Source organism: Pseudomonas sp. S30 (assembly GCF_016518545.1).
Lineage (GTDB): Bacteria > Pseudomonadota > Gammaproteobacteria > Pseudomonadales > Pseudomonadaceae > Aquipseudomonas.
Map to the genome: position 1 here is coordinate 17,195 of NZ_JACVTO010000028.1, position 16,197 is coordinate 33,391.

Below are 16,197 nucleotides of genomic sequence, written 5' to 3' on the forward strand. Positions count from 1 at the left end.
CCCCGCAACGGGCGCCCTGTTTTCGTCTGCGGCGCCTGGCAGTGTCGTTATCGCCTCGCAGCAGTCCTCCCGATGAAAACGCCCCTGTGGTTCCCGCAAAGCTTCTTCGCCCGCACCCTGTGGCTGGTGCTGATCGTCGTGCTGTTCTCCAAGGCCCTGACCCTGGTGTACCTGTTGATGAACGAGGATGTGCTGGTAGATCGCCAGTACAGCCATGGCGTGGCCCTCACGTTGCGTGCCTACTGGGCGGCGGACGAGCAGAACCGCGACCAGATCGCCGAGGCGGCGGGGCTCATCCGGGTGACCGGCGCAGGTGTGCCGGAGGGCGAGCAGCACTGGCCCTACAGCGAGATCTACCAGCGTCAGATGCAAGCCGAGCTGGGTGGCGATACCGAGGTGCGCCTGCGCGTGCATGCGCCACCGGCGTTGTGGGTGAATGCCCCCAGCCTCGGGCCAGGCTGGCTGAAGGTCCCGTTGTACCCGCATCCGCTGCGCGGGCAGAAGATCTGGAACGTGCTGGGGTGGTTCCTGGCCATCGGGCTGCTGTCCACCGCGTCGGCCTGGATCTTCGTGCGCCAGCTCAACCAGCCGCTCAAGCGCCTTGTATTCGCCGCCCGCCAGCTTGGCCAGGGGCGCAGCGTGCGCCTGCCGGTGAGCGACACCCCCAGCGAGATGACCGAGGTGTATCGCGCCTTCAACCAGATGGCCGAGGATGTTGAACAGGCCGGGCGCGAGCGCGAGCTGATGCTGGCGGGCGTGTCCCATGACCTGCGTACGCCGCTCACGCGGCTCAGGCTGTCGTTGTCGCTGATGGGCAACGACAGCGAGCTGAGCGACGACATGGTGCGCGACATCGAGGACATGGACGCCATTCTCGATCAGTTCCTGGCCTTCATCCGCGACGGGCGTGACGAGCCGGTGGAGGAGGTGGACCTGGGCCACCTGATCCGCGAGGTGATCGCGCCCTACAACCAGCCCGAGGAACGGGTGCGTCTGTGCCTGGAGCCCATACCGCCATTCCCGCTGCGACGGGTGTCGCTCAAGCGCATGCTGGGTAACCTGATCGGCAACGCCCTGCACCATGCGGGGCAGGGCGTGGAGGTGGCGGCCTACGTTTCTGGGGACCAGAGCGCCCCTTATGTGGTGCTCAGCGTGCTGGACCGCGGGGCGGGCATCGATGAGTCCGAGCTGGAAACCATCTTCAACCCGTTCATTCGAGGCGATCGTGCCCGCGGTGGCAAGGGGACCGGATTGGGATTGGCGATCGTCAAGCGCATCGCCGCGCAGCACGGCGGCAATGTCGAACTGCGCAACCGCTCCGGCGGCGGTATCGAGGCGCGGGTGCGCTTGCCACTGGGGCTGATGCTGCCGCGCAACGCCGTGTGAGCCGTCGCGCGCCGGCCTAGCCTTTGCCCTTGGTGCGGGTCTGGTTCGGCCCGCCATGCTTTTCCAGATGCTCGATGATCATCGCGGCCACGTTCTTGCCCGTGGTGACCTCGATACCTTCCAGGCCGGGCGAAGAGTTCACCTCCATCACCAGCGGGCCATGATTGGAACGCAGGATATCCACGCCAGCCACGCTCAGGCCCATGACCTTGGCGGCGCGAATGGCCGTCATGCGTTCCTCGGGCGTGATCTTGATCAGGCTGGCAACGCCCCCCCGGTGGAGGTTCGAGCGGAACTCGCCCGGCTTGGCCTGACGCTTCATCGAGGCGATGACCTTGTCGCCGACTACGAAGCAGCGGATGTCCGCACCGCCGGCCTCCTTGATGTATTCCTGGACCATGATGTTCTGTTTCAGGCCCATGAAGGCCTCGATCACCGATTCGGCGGCCTTGGTGGTTTCGCACAGGACCACGCCGATACCCTGGGTGCCCTCCAGCACCTTGATCACCAATGGCGCGCCATTGACCATCTGGATCAGGTCGGGGATATCGTCCGGCGAGTGGGCGAACCCGGTGACCGGCAAGCCGATGCCACGACGCGACAGCAATTGCAGCGAGCGCAGCTTGTCACGCGAGCGAGCGATGGCCACTGACTCGTTGAGCGGGTATACCCCCATCATCTCGAACTGGCGCAGCACGGCGCAGCCGTAAAAAGTGACCGACGCACCGATGCGCGGAATCACCGCGTCGAACCCTTCCAGGGGTTTGCCACGGTAATGGATCTGCGGTTTGTGGCTGGCGATGTTCATATAGGCGCGCAGCGTGTCGATCACGACCATCTCGTGGCCGCGCTGGGTGCCGGCTTCGACCAGCCGACGGGTGGAATACAGACGCGGGTTGCGCGAAAGCACGGCGATCTTCATGCAGCACCTGTGACAGGGGGGAGGGTGGCCGGATAGGCCGGTTTTTCCTGGACGTACTTCAGGCCCGGGTTCACTACCAGTTGACCATGCACCAATGCCTTCGATCCCAACAGAAGTCGATAGCGCATGCTCTTGCGACAGGCCAGGGTGAACTCGACCTGCCAGACCCGATCACCCAGGGCCAGCGGTGTGCGGATCACATAGCGGGTCTGGGCGTGACCGTTGGAGCTCCTGATGGTCTTCATGGTCACCATCGGCGCTTCGCAGCGTCGGTGACGCAGTTGCACCACCGAGCCCAGGTGGGCGGTGAAGCGCACCCAGGGCTGGCCGTCGCGCTCGAAGGGTTCGATATCCGTGGCGTGCAGGCTGGAGGTGCTGGCGCCGGTATCGATCTTGGCGCGCAGCCCGGCCAGGCCGAGGTCGGGCAAGGCGATCCATTCGCGCAGGCCGATCACTGTCAGGTGGTCAAATGTCTTCAATTGGCAGAACCTGCGGACGAGGGGGTGAACTGTAAGCATCGCGTGGACTTTTTGCATCCGACAGATACGGTAGTACAGTTCGGTTAAAGACAGAATTCGAGGTAAAGAGATGGCACAGAAGTCGGAAGAAGACGACGACAAGGTGCGCTTGGACAAGTGGCTGTGGGCGGCACGATTCTACAAGACCCGTGCGCTGGCCAAGGCCGCGATCGAAAGCGGCAAGGTGCACTGCCGAGGCGAGCGCTGCAAGCCTGGCAAGGAACCTCGGGTCGGCGACGAGTTCGTGCTGCGCAGCGGATTCGATGACAAGACGGTGGTGGTCAAGGCGCTGTCGAACGTGCGCCGAGGCGCGCCGCAAGCCCAGGCGCTCTACGAGGAGACCGCCGAGAGCATCCGCCGCCGGGAGCATGCGGCCGAACAGCGCAAGGCCGGCGCGTTGGGCATGACCACCGATGGGCGACCCAACAAGAAGCAGCGCCGGCAGATTCATCAGTTGCACGGCCGCTTGGATTAGCGCCGCCCAGTACGAGCGGCGCAGCAGATCAGGCGGCGCGGACCACGCTCATGCGACCGACCAGAGGCAGCTTGCCCAGTGTCCGGAACAGCGGTGCGGTCCAGCGCAGCAGAGCACTGCTGGCCTTGGCCGCCAAGGGTGTGTGGACCGTCCAGCCCAGCGCCAGGACGGCCATGCCCAGGCCGCCGACATAGTCGTCCTGGCCCCAGTGGGCACCGGCGACCAGCCGTGGCAGCATGAACAGCGTGGCCAGCGCCCAGATCACCAGGGTCTGCACCAGGCGCCGGCTGAACAGGCTCATGAACAATGCCCACAGCAGCAGCACCGAGGCATGATCGCCGGGGAAGCTCTTGCTCGAGCGATCCTTGAGCTCCCAGTGGTGCTCCAGGTTCGGGTAGTACTGGCTCAGGCGCACGGCGTCGTCGAAGACGATCGATGGGCTGTCATGCTGCCAGCCGGAAGCGTCGACCCACTTGGAAAACAGCGCCCGCACCACCACTAAGAGCAGCAGGCTGACGAAAAAGCCGAAGAACGCCTGGCGAACCTGGACCGCACGGAACACCCAGTCGCCCTTGATCAGCAGCATCAGCAGGATCAGCCCCACGACGATGTCGAAGGGCCTCAGGCTGCCGACCGTCCAGATCGAGCGCCAGACCAGGTTGTCGGCCAGGGGTGTGTTGAGGGTGCGAAACAGCCATTCGTCGAAAGACAGGAACAGGATCTGGCCAAAAGGCCACAACCACAAACACAGTAGTGCGATAGGCAACAGAGTACTGGCTGCCAGGGGTCCCCAGGACCACTTTGGTTGGAACAGTGGCCGATTATCCATAAAATACCTCGATCGCCAGCTTGATTTCAGCGCCTCATGAGCGCTTTCGACGCGCCTTTGTAGGCGCTTGCAATCATTTTGTCATCCTTTTCAGATTTTTCAGATAGCCGAGAACCATGAGCGATTTACCTGACACTGATTTCACCCAACGCTTCCTCTTCGAAGACCGTGATGTGCGCGGTGAGTGGGTCGTGCTCGATCACAGCTACGCCGAGGTCCTGGCGCGCCATGCCTATCCGCGTCCGGTCGCCGCGTTGCTGGGTGAGCTGATGGCGGCCACCGCGCTGCTGGTGGGCGCGCTCAAGTTCGACGGTTTGTTGATCCTCCAGGCCCGCTCCCAGGGGCCGATCCCGCTGCTGATGGTCGAATGCTCGGGTGAGCGTGACCTGCGCGGCATGGCGCGCTATGAGGCCGAGCAGATCGCTGACGATGCCACCCTGGTCGACCTGATGCCCGAGGGTCACCTGACGCTGACCATCGATCCGGTGAAGGGCCAGCGTTACCAGGGCACCGTCGACCTCGATGGCGCCACTCTGTCCGAATGCTTCACCAACTACTTCATCCAGTCCCAGCAGTTGAACACGCGTTTCTGGCTGGACACCTCGTCGGGCAAGGCCCGCGGCCTGCTGCTGCAACAGCTGCCTCGCGATCGCCAGACCGACGACGAAGAACGCGACGAAAGCTGGCAACACGTCGTCGCGCTGGCCAGCACCCTCAAGCCCGAAGAATGGGCGCTGGACAACGAGACCTTGCTGCACCGCCTCTATCACGAGGATGCGGTGCGCCTGTTCGATGTCGAACCCCTGCAGTTCCGCTGCAGCTGTTCACGCGAGCGTTCCGGTAACGCGCTGGTCAGCCTTGGTGAGGCCGATGCCAGGGCGCTGGTCGAGGAATGTGGCGGGACGGTGGAGATCGACTGTCAGTTCTGCAACGAGCGCTATCTCTTCGATGCAACCGATGTCGCACAATTGTTCGCTGGTGGTGGCACCGACGAGGCATCGGAAACTCTCCACTGAAACGCTTCACTACAGGAGATTCTCCTGTCTAACTGCGCAAAAGTGCAGATACGACAGGAGGGGCCTACTTTTTTTGGGCGTTTCTGGCATAATCCGGCCACTTTTTTCGCTGTAGTAGTTTTCAACAGGCCACTACAAAACGTTTGGAGCACTCGGCCTCGGGCCGGATGGGGTATCTCATGACGCAAGCCAACAACACCGTGTACACCGACCTGACCGTCGACGAGCTGGTAAAAGAAGCGCTGTCCCGCGGTGAAGGCGTGCTGGCCGATACTGGCGCACTGGTCGTGGAAACGGGTCATCGCACTGGCCGTTCGCCCGCTGACCGCTTCATCGTCGACGAACCGAGCACCTCTGCCGCCATCGCCTGGGGCCCGATCAACCGCAAGTTCCCGGCCGACAAGTTCGATGCCCTGTGGGACCGCGTCCAGGCGTTCAACGATGCCCAGGACCACTTCGTCTCCTACGTGCACGTCGGTGCTGCCGCAGAACACTACCTGCCGGTCAAGATGACCACCCAGACCGCCTGGCAGAACCTGTTCGGCCGTTGCCTGTTCATCACCCCCGAGCAGGGTGCGTTCAATCCGGCCGGCCGCGACCAGTGGCAGATCCTCAACGTCGCCAATTTCGAGTGCGTTCCCGAGCGTGACGGTACCAACTCCGACGGCTGCGTGATCCTCAACTTCGCCCAGAAGAAAGTGCTGATCGCGGGCATGCGTTATGCCGGCGAAATGAAGAAAGCCATGTTCTCGGTGCAGAATTTCCTGCTGCCGTCGGCCGACGTGCTGCCCATGCACTGCGCGGCCAACATCGGCGAAGACGGCGATGTGACTCTGTTCTTCGGTCTGTCCGGCACCGGCAAGACCACCCTGTCGGCCGACGAAAGCCGTTACCTGATCGGTGACGACGAGCACGGTTGGGGCGAAGGCGTGGTGTTCAACATGGAGGGTGGCTGCTACGCCAAGTGCATCGACCTGTCCGAGAAGAACGAGCCGGTCATCTGGAAGGCCATCAAGCATGGTGCAGTGCTGGAAAACGTGGTGATCGACGACGCCAAGCACGCCGACTACACCAATGTCAGCCTGACCCAGAACAGCCGCGCCGCCTACCCGCTGGAGCACGTCGCCAAGCGCGCCGAGGCCAACCTGGGTGGCGAACCCAACGCCGTGATCTTCCTGACCTGCGACCTGACTGGCGTACTGCCTCCGGTTTCGATCCTGAACAACGAGCAGGCGGCCTATCACTTCCTGTCCGGCTACACCGCGCTGGTCGGTTCCACCGAAATGGGTTCGGGCGGCGGCATCAAGTCGACCTTCTCCACCTGCTTCGGCGCACCGTTCTTCCCGCGCCCGGCTGGCGAGTACGCCGAGTTGCTGATCAAGCGCATCAACGCCTTCGGTTCCAAGGTCTACCTGGTCAACACCGGCTGGACCGGCGGTGGCTACGGCGTCGGCAAGCGCTTCAGCATCCCGACCACCCGTGGCGTGATCGCGGCGATCCAGAGCGGGGCGCTGGTCGGTGCCGAGACCGAGCACCTGGACATCATCAACCTGGATGTGCCCAAGCGCGTACCGGGTGTCGATACCGAACTGCTGAACCCGCGCACTACCTGGGCTGACCAGGCGGCCTACGACGAGGCCGCCAAAGGCCTGGCCAAACTGTTCACCGAGAACTTCAAGAAGTTCGACGTTTCCGACGCCATCAAGGCAGCCGGTCCACAGTTGTAAGCGCAGCGGCCCGGCCTTCCGGGCCGCCGTCGGGTGTCGATGAAGGAGGGGCCGCATGCGGCTCCTTTTCTCGTTCTGAAGGCGGCTGGCGGTCCTGGCGAGCATGCCTCTGGAGTGTTCTTGCACGAATGTGGGAAGCTGGGTCTTTCTTCCTTGCCTGGAACATGCCAATGACCGAGTCTCTCCAGCGCAGTGCCTTCTCCCATTTTCATCCCGTACTGACTCGCCCGCAGGACAACGACCACAATGGTCACCTGGCCGGCTCCACCGTGCATGCCCTGTTCGAAACCGCCATCCAGGCCTTCCTGGTCGAGCAGGCCGAACTGGACCTGCGTGAAGGCGAACTGGCGGCGCTGGTCATCAGCTCGGCCGCCGATTTCTATACCCTGCCGAGTTTTCCCGACCTGCTGGAAGTGGCTCTGGGCGTGTCGCGCCTGGGCGGCAGCACGGTCGAGTTCCACCTGGCGCTGTACCGGCCCGGTGAAGTCGAGGCCTGCGCCCTGGGCCGGGTGGTGCAGGTGTTCGTCGAGCGTGCCACGGGGCATCCTGCGACGCTGCCGGAGACCCTTCAGTTGATCCTCGCGGGGCTTGCGCTCAATCGTTGAGGCAGATGATGCCCTCGCGCACGGCGAACAGCACCAGCCCGGGCACGTCGTGGATCTGCAGGCGATGCATGATCTGCGAGCGGTGGGCTTCGACGGTCTTGACGCTCAGGCCCAGACCGTCGGCGATCGAACGGGTGGTCTCGCCGCGTGCGATCAATCGCAGGATCTCCAGCTGGCGTGGCGTCAGCGGCGCCTGGGCAGGGCTGACCGAGCGCCGGCGATTGTGCTTGAGCGCCTGACCGATGACCATCGGCAGCACCGTCGAGGACAGGTACTGGCCGCCGTTGCGCAAGGTCTGCAAGGCCTGCTCGAACTCGCAGACCGTGGCGTTCTTGAGCAGAAAGCCCTGGGCACCGAGTTGCAGGCAGCTCATCACGTGCTCGAGTTCCGAGCGCGCCGAGAGCATCAGCACGCGACTGCCGGGCACCCGGATGAACAGCTCCTGAAGCACTTGCTGGCGGTCCAGGGTGTCGCTGTTCATGTCCAGCACGACGATCTCCGGTCGCAACTTTTCCGCCAGTGCCACGGCGCTCATGCCATCGCTGGTGTCGGCTACGACGGTGTACTCCTTCTTCTGTTCGAGCAGGGCGCGCAGGCCTGCGCGGAAGAGCGGCGAGTCGTCGGCAAGCAGGATTCGGCAGGGCATGGGTCAAGGCCTGTTTCGCAAGGGAAGGGGGGCGGCAGGCCTGCTCGATCCACAAGCGCACTGCCGCGCGGAAGCGCGACCAGTCCTTGTCTGCCGTTCGATGCGGCAGTGCTATTCATCATAAGCGTTCGAACACCGACGGCAGTATCGGCCGCAGTGGCAGGTCCAGGCGGTGAATGCTTTCGCTGTGACCGATCATCAGCAGCCCGCCAGGGCGCAGATGCGGCATCAGGCGCAGCAGTACATCGGCCTTGCATCGCTCGTCGAAGCCCGCGAGCAGATTGCGCAGCAGGATCGCATCGAACGCACCCAGGTGCTCCGGCAATGGCCGGATCAGGTTGATGTTCTCGAAGCGTACCCCTTCGCGCAGACCCGCAGCGATCCGTAGACGACCGGCCGTTTGCTCGGCGCCACACAGGCAGTAGCGGCTCACCCAGCCTGGGGGGAAATAGCGCGCCTGGTTGACGTCGTAGAGGCCGGTCCTCGCCTGTTGCAGCAGGCAGTCGTCATAGTCGCTGGCCAGCACCTCCCAGCCGCCGGGCGCGCCCTGATCGGCCACCATGGCCAGGCTCCAGGCTTCCTCGCCCGTGGCGCAGGCCGCGCTCCACAGGCGCGGCCGATGGCCGATACCGGCCAGCCAGCGCAGCAGGTGCTCGAAGTGACGGTGTTCGCGGAAGAAGTAGGTGTCTCGGGCGATCAGCAGGCTGAGCAGCAGCGCCTGTTCGCCGGGTTGTGCGTCGACCAGCTCCAGATAGGCTTCGAAGCTGCTCAAGCCATGGTGCTGCAGGCGCGAGTGCAGGCGCCCGGCGACCACCCCCAGACGCGTATCGGCCAGTCGATGTCCGGTGGCCTGGTGCACTCGCTGGCGTATGCGCTCGAAACCGGCCTGGTCCAGGTGGGGTGGACTGCTGGCGTCCGTCATCCTTCGGCCTCCCCGGGGCCGGGCTGGCGTGTTGGATCGACGATGCTCGTGCGCATTCCCTGCGTCCCGTGTTCTGCTGGCGGATGGGAAATGATATCCAGTGACTCTCGGCCTCCATATCGGGGAGGCCCTTAAGTCCTGTCAGGTGGGAAAATGCGAAGGCCCTGCCGGGTCAGGGCAAGGCCTTAGGTGTCAGGCGTAGGGACGCAGGCGGCAGGGCGCGATCAATGGCGGCCGTGATGACGGTGCCCACGGTGGCCGTAGTGCCGGTCGCGCCGCCCATGATCCCAGTGGCGGCGATCGTCGCGGCGGTAGCGGCGATCCTGTTCACGGCGATCCTCCTGATCGGCGCGATTGCCCATGTAGTTGCCCAGCGCACCACCTGCACCGCCGCCGGCGGCAGCGCCTATCAGGCTGCCGGTGCTGCCGCCGAGCTGGCGCCCGACGACGTTGCCACCCGCTGCACCCAGGGCGCCGCCGATGGCGGCCTCGCCACGCTGGCGCTTGTCGGCACCTACGGCGCTACCCGCAGCGCCGCCCAGGCCGGCACCGATGGCCGAACCGGTGCTGCCGCCGATGGACTGGCCGACGACCGAGCCGAGTACCCCGCCCAGTGCGCCGCCAACGCCGGCTTCGGTGGTGCCGCCGGCCATGGCTGCGCCGCTGAGCAGACCGAAAGACAACAACAGAATCGAGGAGTACTTCTTCATCGACCGGAACCTCAAGGGGAAGACGAGGCGGAATTTGCCGTTCACGGCAGTCACTGGCAACGAAAATCCGACGAGTAGCACGAGTTGTACACAATCTTCTAACTTATTGATTTGAGTGTGAAACTTTGTGTCTTATGGCAGGTCTCAGGTTACTTGACACCCTCCATTGGTGACCCTCATCCCGGCGTTTTCACGCCACCGCGGGTGGTCGCCTGGCGATACTGGCGCGGGGTGAAGCCTGTCAGTTGCTTGAACTGTCGGCTGAACGCGCTGTGATCGGTATAGCCACAGGCCATCGCCACTTCGGTGATCGGCAACTCCGTCATCAGCAGACGGTGAGCGTGCTCCAGACGCGCCTTGTGAATCATCTGCCGTGGCGTGAGATGAAACACCCGCTTGCAGTAGCGTTCCAGCTGGGCCACGGAAATGCCGGCGATACGGGTCAGCTCGCGCAGGCTGATCGGAAGATGGAAGTGCTGGCGAATGTGCTCGTCCACGGCGGCCAGGCGCTGGTAGGCCGGGTGCGTGTCGGCGGCCGCCTGCAGGTCGACCGAGATGCCCACCAGGCCGATGATCGTCCCCTCATGATCGTACAGCGGGCGCTTGTGGGTGAGGCACCAGCCGGGTTCGCGGCTGCCGTACAGGTGCAGCTCCAGCTGGTCTTCCAGCACTCGCCCGTCCTCCAGCACTCGCCGGTCCTGCTCGGTGTACCCAGGCCCCAGCTGGGCCGGGAACACCTCTTCGCTGGTCTTGCCCAGCAGCGGTTGCAGGTGACGCAAGCCGCAGCGCTGCACCAGCGTGCTGTTGGCCAGTACGTAGCGCGCGGCCGAATCCTTGATGAAGATCGCCGCGTTGGGGATGGCGTCGAGGATCGGCAGCAGCAGCGATACGCCAGCCAGCAAGGCGTCCAGCGAAGCCGGGCGAGACTGCTCCAGTGAACGGTACAGCTTGACCAAGGGACGTTCGGCCATCGTTGGGCTCTTCGCTGTGGGGGCGGGCGACCTGCGGCGGGTGTGCATTGCCGTCATGTCCGAGCCTAGCCAAGGCGCACCCCCGAATGCCAGTGCTTTGCACGACTGTGCCGATTTCGTCATCGCTGCCGCCGAAAACCATCAAGAAGCCTGACCGCGTTCGGTTCACTCTATCGACGTGCAAGCCGCCCTCTCCCAGAACCGAAGCGGCGCCACGCCGCCTCTGGTGACATCAGACCTGCCTATCCAATAACCAACAAAAAGGCGCACCCATGTCAGGCAAATTCAAGAAGCAGTTGTCCTTGCTGGATCTCACATTCATCGGCCTCGGCGCGATCTTCGGCTCGGGCTGGTTGTTCGCCGCCAGCCACGTCTCGGCCATCGCCGGCCCGGCCGGCATCCTTTCCTGGTTTCTGGGCGGCTTCGCCGTGCTGCTGCTGGGCATCGTCTATTGCGAACTGGGCGCCGCCTTGCCGCGTGCCGGCGGCGTGGTGCGCTATCCGGTGTATTCCCACGGTCCGCTGCTGGGCTACCTGATGGGGTTCATCACCCTGATCGCCTTCTCCAGCCTGATCGCCATCGAGGTGGTCGCCTCCCGGCAGTACGCTGCCGCCTGGTTTCCCAGCCTGACCCAGACCGGATCGAGCAACCCGACGGTCCTCGGCTGGCTGGTGCAGTTCGCGCTGCTGGGGCTGTTCTTCTTCCTCAACTACCGCAGCGTGAAGACTTTCGCCAAGGCCAACAACCTGATCAGCGTGTTCAAGTTCATCGTGCCGCTGCTGGTCATCGGCGTGCTCTTCACCTTCTTCAAGCCTGCCAACTTCGAGGTCCAGGGCTTCGCGCCGTTCGGCCTGACCGGGGTGGAGATGGCCGTGTCGGCGGGCGGCATCATCTTCGCCTACCTGGGGCTGACGCCGATCATTTCGGTGGCCAGCGAGGTGAAGAATCCCCAGCGCACCATCCCCATCGCGCTGATCCTGTCGGTGCTACTGTCCACCGCCATCTACGCCCTGCTGCAGCTGGCCTTCCTGGGCAGCGTACCGACCGACATGCTGAGCGACGGCTGGGCCAGCGTCACCCAGCATCTGGCGCTGCCCTACCGTGACATCGCCCTGGCGCTGGGGGTGGGCTGGCTGGCCTACCTGGTGGTGGCCGACGCGGTGATCTCGCCCAGTGGCTGCGGCAACATCTACATGAATGCCACCCCTCGGGTGATCTACGGCTGGGCGCAGACCGGCACCTTCTTCCGCTACTTCACCCGCATCGACGAAGCCTCGGGCATCCCGCGCCCGGCCCTGTGGCTGACGTTCGGCCTGGCGGTGTTCTGGACCTTGCCGTTCCCGTCCTGGGAGGCGCTGATCAACGTGGTCTCCGCCGCCCTGGTGCTCAGCTATGCCGTCGCGCCGGTATCGGTCGCGGCCCTGCGCCGCAATGCCCCGGACATGCCGCGTCCGTTCCGGGTCAAGGGCATGGGCGTGCTCGGCCCGCTGTCGTTCATCATCGCCGCGCTGATCGTCTACTGGTCGGGCTGGAGCACCGTGTCCTGGCTGCTGGCGCTGCAGATCCTGATGTTCGTGCTGTACCTGCTGTGCAGTCGCTTCGTGCCGACCCAGCACCTGTCGCTGGCCCAGCAGGTGCGCTGCTCGGCCTGGCTGATCGGCTTCTACGCCCTCACCATTTTGTGGTCCTGGCTGGGCAGCTTCGGCGGGCTGGGCGTGATCGGCCACCCGCTGGACACGCTGGTCGTGGCGATCAGTGCGCTGGGCGTCTACTACTGGGGCGCTGCCACCGGGGTGCCGGCGCCTCTGGTGCGTCTGGAGGGCGAGGACGAAAGCGAGACCTGCATCGACGACAGCCATACCCGCCCCGTTGCCGCCACGGCTATTTCCTGAACGCCTGCGCTAGAGACCTTGCCCATGAAACAGCTTCACGTCATCGACTCGCACACCGGCGGCGAGCCCACGCGCCTGGTCATGAACGGCTTTCCGCCACTGCTGGGGCGCACCCTGGCCGAGCAGCGCGATGAACTGCGCGAGGAGCACGACCACTGGCGTCGCGCCTGCCTGCTGGAGCCGCGTGGCAACGATGTGCTGGTCGGCGCGCTGTACTGCCCGCCGGTTTCGGCCGATGCGACCTGCGGGGTGATCTTCTTCAACAACACCGGTTACCTGAACATGTGCGGTCACGGCACCATCGGCCTGATCGCCTCGCTCGCGCACCTGGGGCTGATCGGTCCGGGGCTGCACCGGATCGACACGCCGGTCGGCCAGGTCAGCGCCACCCTGCATGAGGACGGCGCCGTCACCGTCGGCAACGTGCCTTCTTATCGCTACCGACGACAGGTGGCGGTGACGGTACCGGGTCATGGCGTCGTGCTCGGCGACATCGCCTGGGGCGGCAACTGGTTCTTCCTGGTGTCCGAGCACGGCCAGCGCCTGGCGCTGGACAACCGTGACGTGCTGACCGACTACACCTGGGCCATGTTGCAGGCGCTCGAGGCGCAGGGCATCACCGGCGAGCACGGCGCGCCCATCGACCACATCGAACTGTTCGCCGACGACCCCGAGGCCGACAGCCGCAACTTCGTCATGTGCCCCGGCAAGGCCTACGACCGCTCGCCATGTGGCACCGGCACCAGCGCCAAGCTCGCCTGCCTGTCGGCCGACGGCACCTTGCAACCCGGACAGGTCTGGACCCAGGCCAGCATCACCGGCAGTCGTTTCCAGGGCCGCTACGAACGCGAAGGCGAACGTATCCGCCCGTTCATCACCGGCCGCGCCTACCTCACCGCCGACAGCACGCTGCTGATCGACGAGCAGGACCCTTTCGCCTGGGGCATCTGAGTGCGCCCCTTTCCCCTTGAATGACGTCAGGAGCAATGACAATGACCAACAACATCTTCAGCGGCACCATGCCCGCACTGATGACGCCCTGCACCCCCGCCCGCACCCCGGACTTCGACGCCTTGGTGCGCAAGGGCCAGGCCCTGATCGAGGCCGGCATGAGCGCCGTGGTGTACTGCGGCTCGATGGGCGACTGGCCGCTGCTCAGCGAAGCCCAGCGCCAGGAAGGCGTCGCGCGGCTGGTGGCCGCGGGCATCCCGACCATCGTCGGTACGGGCGCGGTGAACTCCCGTGAAGCGGTATCCCATGCGGCCCACGCGGCCAAGGTGGGCGCTGCCGGGCTGATGGTCATTCCGCGTGTGCTCAGCCGTGGCGCATCGCCGATCGCCCAGAAGCACCACTTCTCGGCCGTCCTGGAGGCGGCGCCCACGTTGCCCGCGGTGATCTACAACAGCCCTTACTACGGCTTCGCCACCCGCGCCGAGCTGTTCTTCGAGCTGCGCCGCGAATTCCCCAACCTGATCGGCTTCAAGGAATTCGGCGGTGGCGCCGATCTGCGCTACGCCGCCGAGCACATCACCTCCAAGGACGATCAGGTGACCCTGATGGTCGGTGTCGACACCCAGGTGGTGCATGGCTTCGTCAACTGCAACGCCACCGGTGCCATCACCGGCATCGGCAATGCGCTGCCGCGAGAAGTGCTGCAGCTGGTCACCCTGAGCCGGGCCGCCGCCAAGGGCGATGCCCGCGCCCGTCGCCTGGCTCGCGAGCTGGAGTCGGCCCTGGCGGTGCTGTCGTCGTTCGATGAGGGCTGCGACCTGGTGCTGTACTACAAGCACCTGATGGTGCTCAACGGCGATCACGAGTACGGCCTGCACTTCAACGAGAGCGACGAACTCAGCACTGCCCAGCGCAACTACGCCGAACAGCAATACGCGCTGTTCCGTACCTGGTACGCGAGCTGGTCGGCCGAGCAGAACCTGGCCTGATGTGTCCGGGGTTGCAACGCAGCCCCCTTTCCCGAATCCGTAGATCGCACAGGAGGTCCCATGATCCTCTCCGGTAACCTGCTGCTCGGCCAGACGCCGACGCCCGGTGGCTGCAAGGCCATCCATGCCATCGACCCGGCCACGGGGCATGTCCTGCAACCAGCCTATGGAGGTGCCACTGCCGAACAAGTGGCTCAAGCCTGCGTGCTGGCGCAGCAGGCCTTCGACAGCTATCGGGAAACCAGCCTCGAACAACGGGCCGGGTTTCTCGAAGCCATCGCCCGCCACATCGAGGCACTGGGCGATGCACTGATCGACCGCGCCGTGGCCGAAACCGGGCTGCCCAGGGCTCGCATCCAGGGCGAACGGGGCCGCACCTGTGGCCAGTTGCGCACCTTCGCGCGGGTCATTCGTGCGGGCGAATGGCTGGATGTGCGGGTCGACCCGGCCCAGCCCGAGCGCCAGCCGCTGCCGCGTCCCGACCTGCGCCAGCGCCAGGTGGCGTTGGGGCCGGTGGCGGTGTTCGGCGCCAGCAACTTTCCGCTGGCATTCTCGGTGGCCGGTGGCGACACCGCCTCGGCACTGGCGGCCGGCTGCCCGGTGGTGGTCAAGGCGCACAGCGCTCATCCCGGCACCACCGAGCTGGTGGGGCATGCGTTGGCTCAGGCCGTCGCCGAATGCGGCTTGCCGGCGGGGACGTTTTCGCTGCTGTACGGTGCAGGCCATCAGGTCGGGCTGGACCTGGTCCGCGACCCGCGCATCAAGGCGGTGGGTTTCACCGGTTCGCGCACGGCGGGCATCGCCTTGTGCCAGGCTGCCCAGGCGCGGCCGGAACCGATTCCAGTGTACGCCGAAATGAGCGCGATCAATCCGGTGTTCCTGTTCGAAAACGCCCTGCACGCGCGTGCAGAGGACCTGGCGCAGGGCTATGTCGCCTCCCTCACGCAAGGGGCCGGGCAGTTCTGCACCAATCCGGGACTGGTCATCGCTCAACGTGGGCCGGCTCTGCAACGCTTCCTGCACGCGGCGGCGGCGCGGCTCGAGACCGTGGCCGCGCAGACCATGCTGACGCCGGGTATCTTCACCGCCTACCAGGCCGGCGTTGACGGGCTGGCCAAGCATCCCGAGGTGCGGTTCATCGCCGCGGGGCTGGCCGGGGAGGGTGCGAATCAGGGCCAGGCGCGGCTGTTCGAGGTCGATGCCGAGGTGTTCCTGGCCGACCCGCAGCTCAAGGACGAGGTGTTCGGCGCCGCCTCGCTGGTGGTGGCCTGCACCGATGATCGGCAGCGGCGGCAACTGGCCGAGCACCTGGAGGGCCAACTGACCGCCACGCTGCACCTGGACGAGGCCGACCTCGACAGTGCCCGTGCGCTGATGCCGGTTCTGGAGCGCAAGGCCGGGCGCATTCTGGTCAATGGCTGGCCAACGGGTGTGGAGGTGTGCGATGCGATGGTCCATGGCGGCCCATTCCCGGCCACCTCCGATGCCCGTACCAGTTCGGTGGGCACCGCGGCGATCCTGCGCTTCCTGCGTCCGGTCTGCTATCAGGACTTCCCCGACGCCTTGTTGCCCCATGCCTTGCGACAGGATAACCCGCTGCACCTGCGGCGCCTGATCGATGGCCGGCGGGAAGCCTGA

The 16,197-nt window shown here is 65.2% G+C and carries 16 protein-coding genes; 9 read left to right on the forward strand and 7 right to left on the reverse strand.

Translation table 11 applies throughout. The annotated features are described in order from the left end of the window. Window positions 1-72 precede the first annotated feature (72 nt). Entirely contained in the window at window positions 73-1,386 is a 1,314-nt protein-coding gene (locus IAE34_RS22600; protein ID WP_200141182.1) for an ATP-binding protein, read from the forward strand. Window positions 1,387-1,402: 16 nt separating this feature from the next. Here IAE34_RS22600 and rimK read toward each other — a convergent pair whose 3' ends face one another. Together rimK and rimB are read right to left on the reverse strand one after the other, a co-directional pair. Continuing rightward, window positions 1,403-2,308: a 30S ribosomal protein S6--L-glutamate ligase gene (gene rimK / locus IAE34_RS22605; RefSeq protein WP_200141183.1), complete on the reverse strand. Its 906-nt coding sequence runs from the start codon at window positions 2,306-2,308 to the stop codon at window positions 1,403-1,405. Further along, window positions 2,305-2,787, reverse strand: a complete 483-nt coding sequence (rimB, locus tag IAE34_RS22610) for a retropepsin-like aspartic endopeptidase RimB (protein ID WP_442793243.1) — start codon at window positions 2,785-2,787, stop codon at window positions 2,305-2,307. Before rimB ends, rimK begins: the two co-directional genes overlap by 4 nt. Window positions 2,788-2,896: 109 nt before the next feature. Here rimB and IAE34_RS22615 point away from each other — a divergent pair, with 109 nt between their 5' ends. After that, a complete protein-coding gene (locus IAE34_RS22615) occupies window positions 2,897-3,301 on the forward strand; it encodes an RNA-binding S4 domain-containing protein (RefSeq protein ID WP_200141184.1) in 405 nt (134 codons plus the stop codon). A gap of 28 nt (window positions 3,302-3,329) precedes the next feature. Here the strand turns inward: IAE34_RS22615 and IAE34_RS22620 are convergent, their stop codons facing one another. Then, window positions 3,330-4,130: a phosphatase PAP2 family protein gene (locus IAE34_RS22620; protein ID WP_200141185.1), complete on the reverse strand. Its 801-nt coding sequence runs from the start codon at window positions 4,128-4,130 to the stop codon at window positions 3,330-3,332. A 116-nt stretch (window positions 4,131-4,246) separates the two neighbouring features. Here IAE34_RS22620 and hslO point away from each other — a divergent pair, with 116 nt between their 5' ends. The 3 genes from hslO (at window position 4,247) to IAE34_RS22635 (ending at window position 7,478) form a co-directional block, all read left to right on the forward strand. Continuing rightward, on the forward strand, window positions 4,247-5,146 hold the full coding sequence (gene hslO / locus IAE34_RS22625) for an Hsp33 family molecular chaperone HslO (protein WP_200141186.1): 900 nt from the start codon (window positions 4,247-4,249) through the stop codon (window positions 5,144-5,146). 179 nt (window positions 5,147-5,325) lie between these two features. Continuing rightward, entirely contained in the window at window positions 5,326-6,873 is a 1,548-nt protein-coding gene (locus IAE34_RS22630) for a phosphoenolpyruvate carboxykinase (protein ID WP_200141187.1), read from the forward strand. A 170-nt stretch (window positions 6,874-7,043) separates the two neighbouring features. Continuing rightward, a complete protein-coding gene (locus tag IAE34_RS22635; RefSeq protein WP_200141188.1) occupies window positions 7,044-7,478 on the forward strand; it encodes an acyl-CoA thioesterase in 435 nt (144 codons plus the stop codon). Here IAE34_RS22635 and IAE34_RS22640 read toward each other — a convergent pair. The 4 genes from IAE34_RS22640 to IAE34_RS22655 form a co-directional block, all read right to left on the reverse strand. Next, window positions 7,468-8,124 carry a response regulator gene (locus tag IAE34_RS22640; protein ID WP_200141189.1) on the reverse strand — a complete coding sequence of 219 codons (657 nt, stop codon included), beginning with the start codon at window positions 8,122-8,124 and terminating at the stop codon, window positions 7,468-7,470. The genes IAE34_RS22635 and IAE34_RS22640 overlap by 11 nt on opposite strands. Before the next feature lie 118 nt (window positions 8,125-8,242). Next, entirely contained in the window at window positions 8,243-9,046 is an 804-nt protein-coding gene (locus IAE34_RS22645) for a CheR family methyltransferase (protein ID WP_200141190.1), read from the reverse strand. Between the two features lie 224 nt (window positions 9,047-9,270). Continuing rightward, complete coding sequence (locus IAE34_RS22650; protein WP_200141191.1) at window positions 9,271-9,756, reverse strand: YMGG-like glycine zipper-containing protein; 486 nt, start codon at window positions 9,754-9,756, stop codon at window positions 9,271-9,273. A 176-nt stretch (window positions 9,757-9,932) separates the two neighbouring features. Further along, the gene (locus IAE34_RS22655; RefSeq protein ID WP_200141192.1) at window positions 9,933-10,727 is read right to left on the reverse strand and encodes an AraC family transcriptional regulator; all 795 of its coding nucleotides are present in this window, start codon (window positions 10,725-10,727) and stop codon (window positions 9,933-9,935) included. 272 nt (window positions 10,728-10,999) lie between these two features. Here IAE34_RS22655 and IAE34_RS22660 point away from each other — a divergent pair, with 272 nt between their 5' ends. The 4 genes from IAE34_RS22660 to IAE34_RS22675 are packed head-to-tail and all read left to right on the forward strand — an operon-like array spanning window position 11,000 to window position 16,197. Continuing rightward, entirely contained in the window at window positions 11,000-12,619 is a 1,620-nt protein-coding gene (locus IAE34_RS22660; RefSeq protein ID WP_200141193.1) for an APC family permease, read from the forward strand. A 24-nt stretch (window positions 12,620-12,643) separates the two neighbouring features. After that, window positions 12,644-13,570: a 4-hydroxyproline epimerase gene (locus tag IAE34_RS22665; protein ID WP_200141194.1), complete on the forward strand. Its 927-nt coding sequence runs from the start codon at window positions 12,644-12,646 to the stop codon at window positions 13,568-13,570. 41 nt (window positions 13,571-13,611) lie between these two features. Continuing rightward, a complete protein-coding gene (locus tag IAE34_RS22670; protein ID WP_200141195.1) occupies window positions 13,612-14,559 on the forward strand; it encodes a dihydrodipicolinate synthase family protein in 948 nt (315 codons plus the stop codon). Window positions 14,560-14,619: 60 nt separating this feature from the next. Beyond that, on the forward strand, window positions 14,620-16,197 hold the full coding sequence (locus tag IAE34_RS22675) for an aldehyde dehydrogenase (NADP(+)) (RefSeq protein WP_200141196.1): 1,578 nt from the start codon (window positions 14,620-14,622) through the stop codon (window positions 16,195-16,197).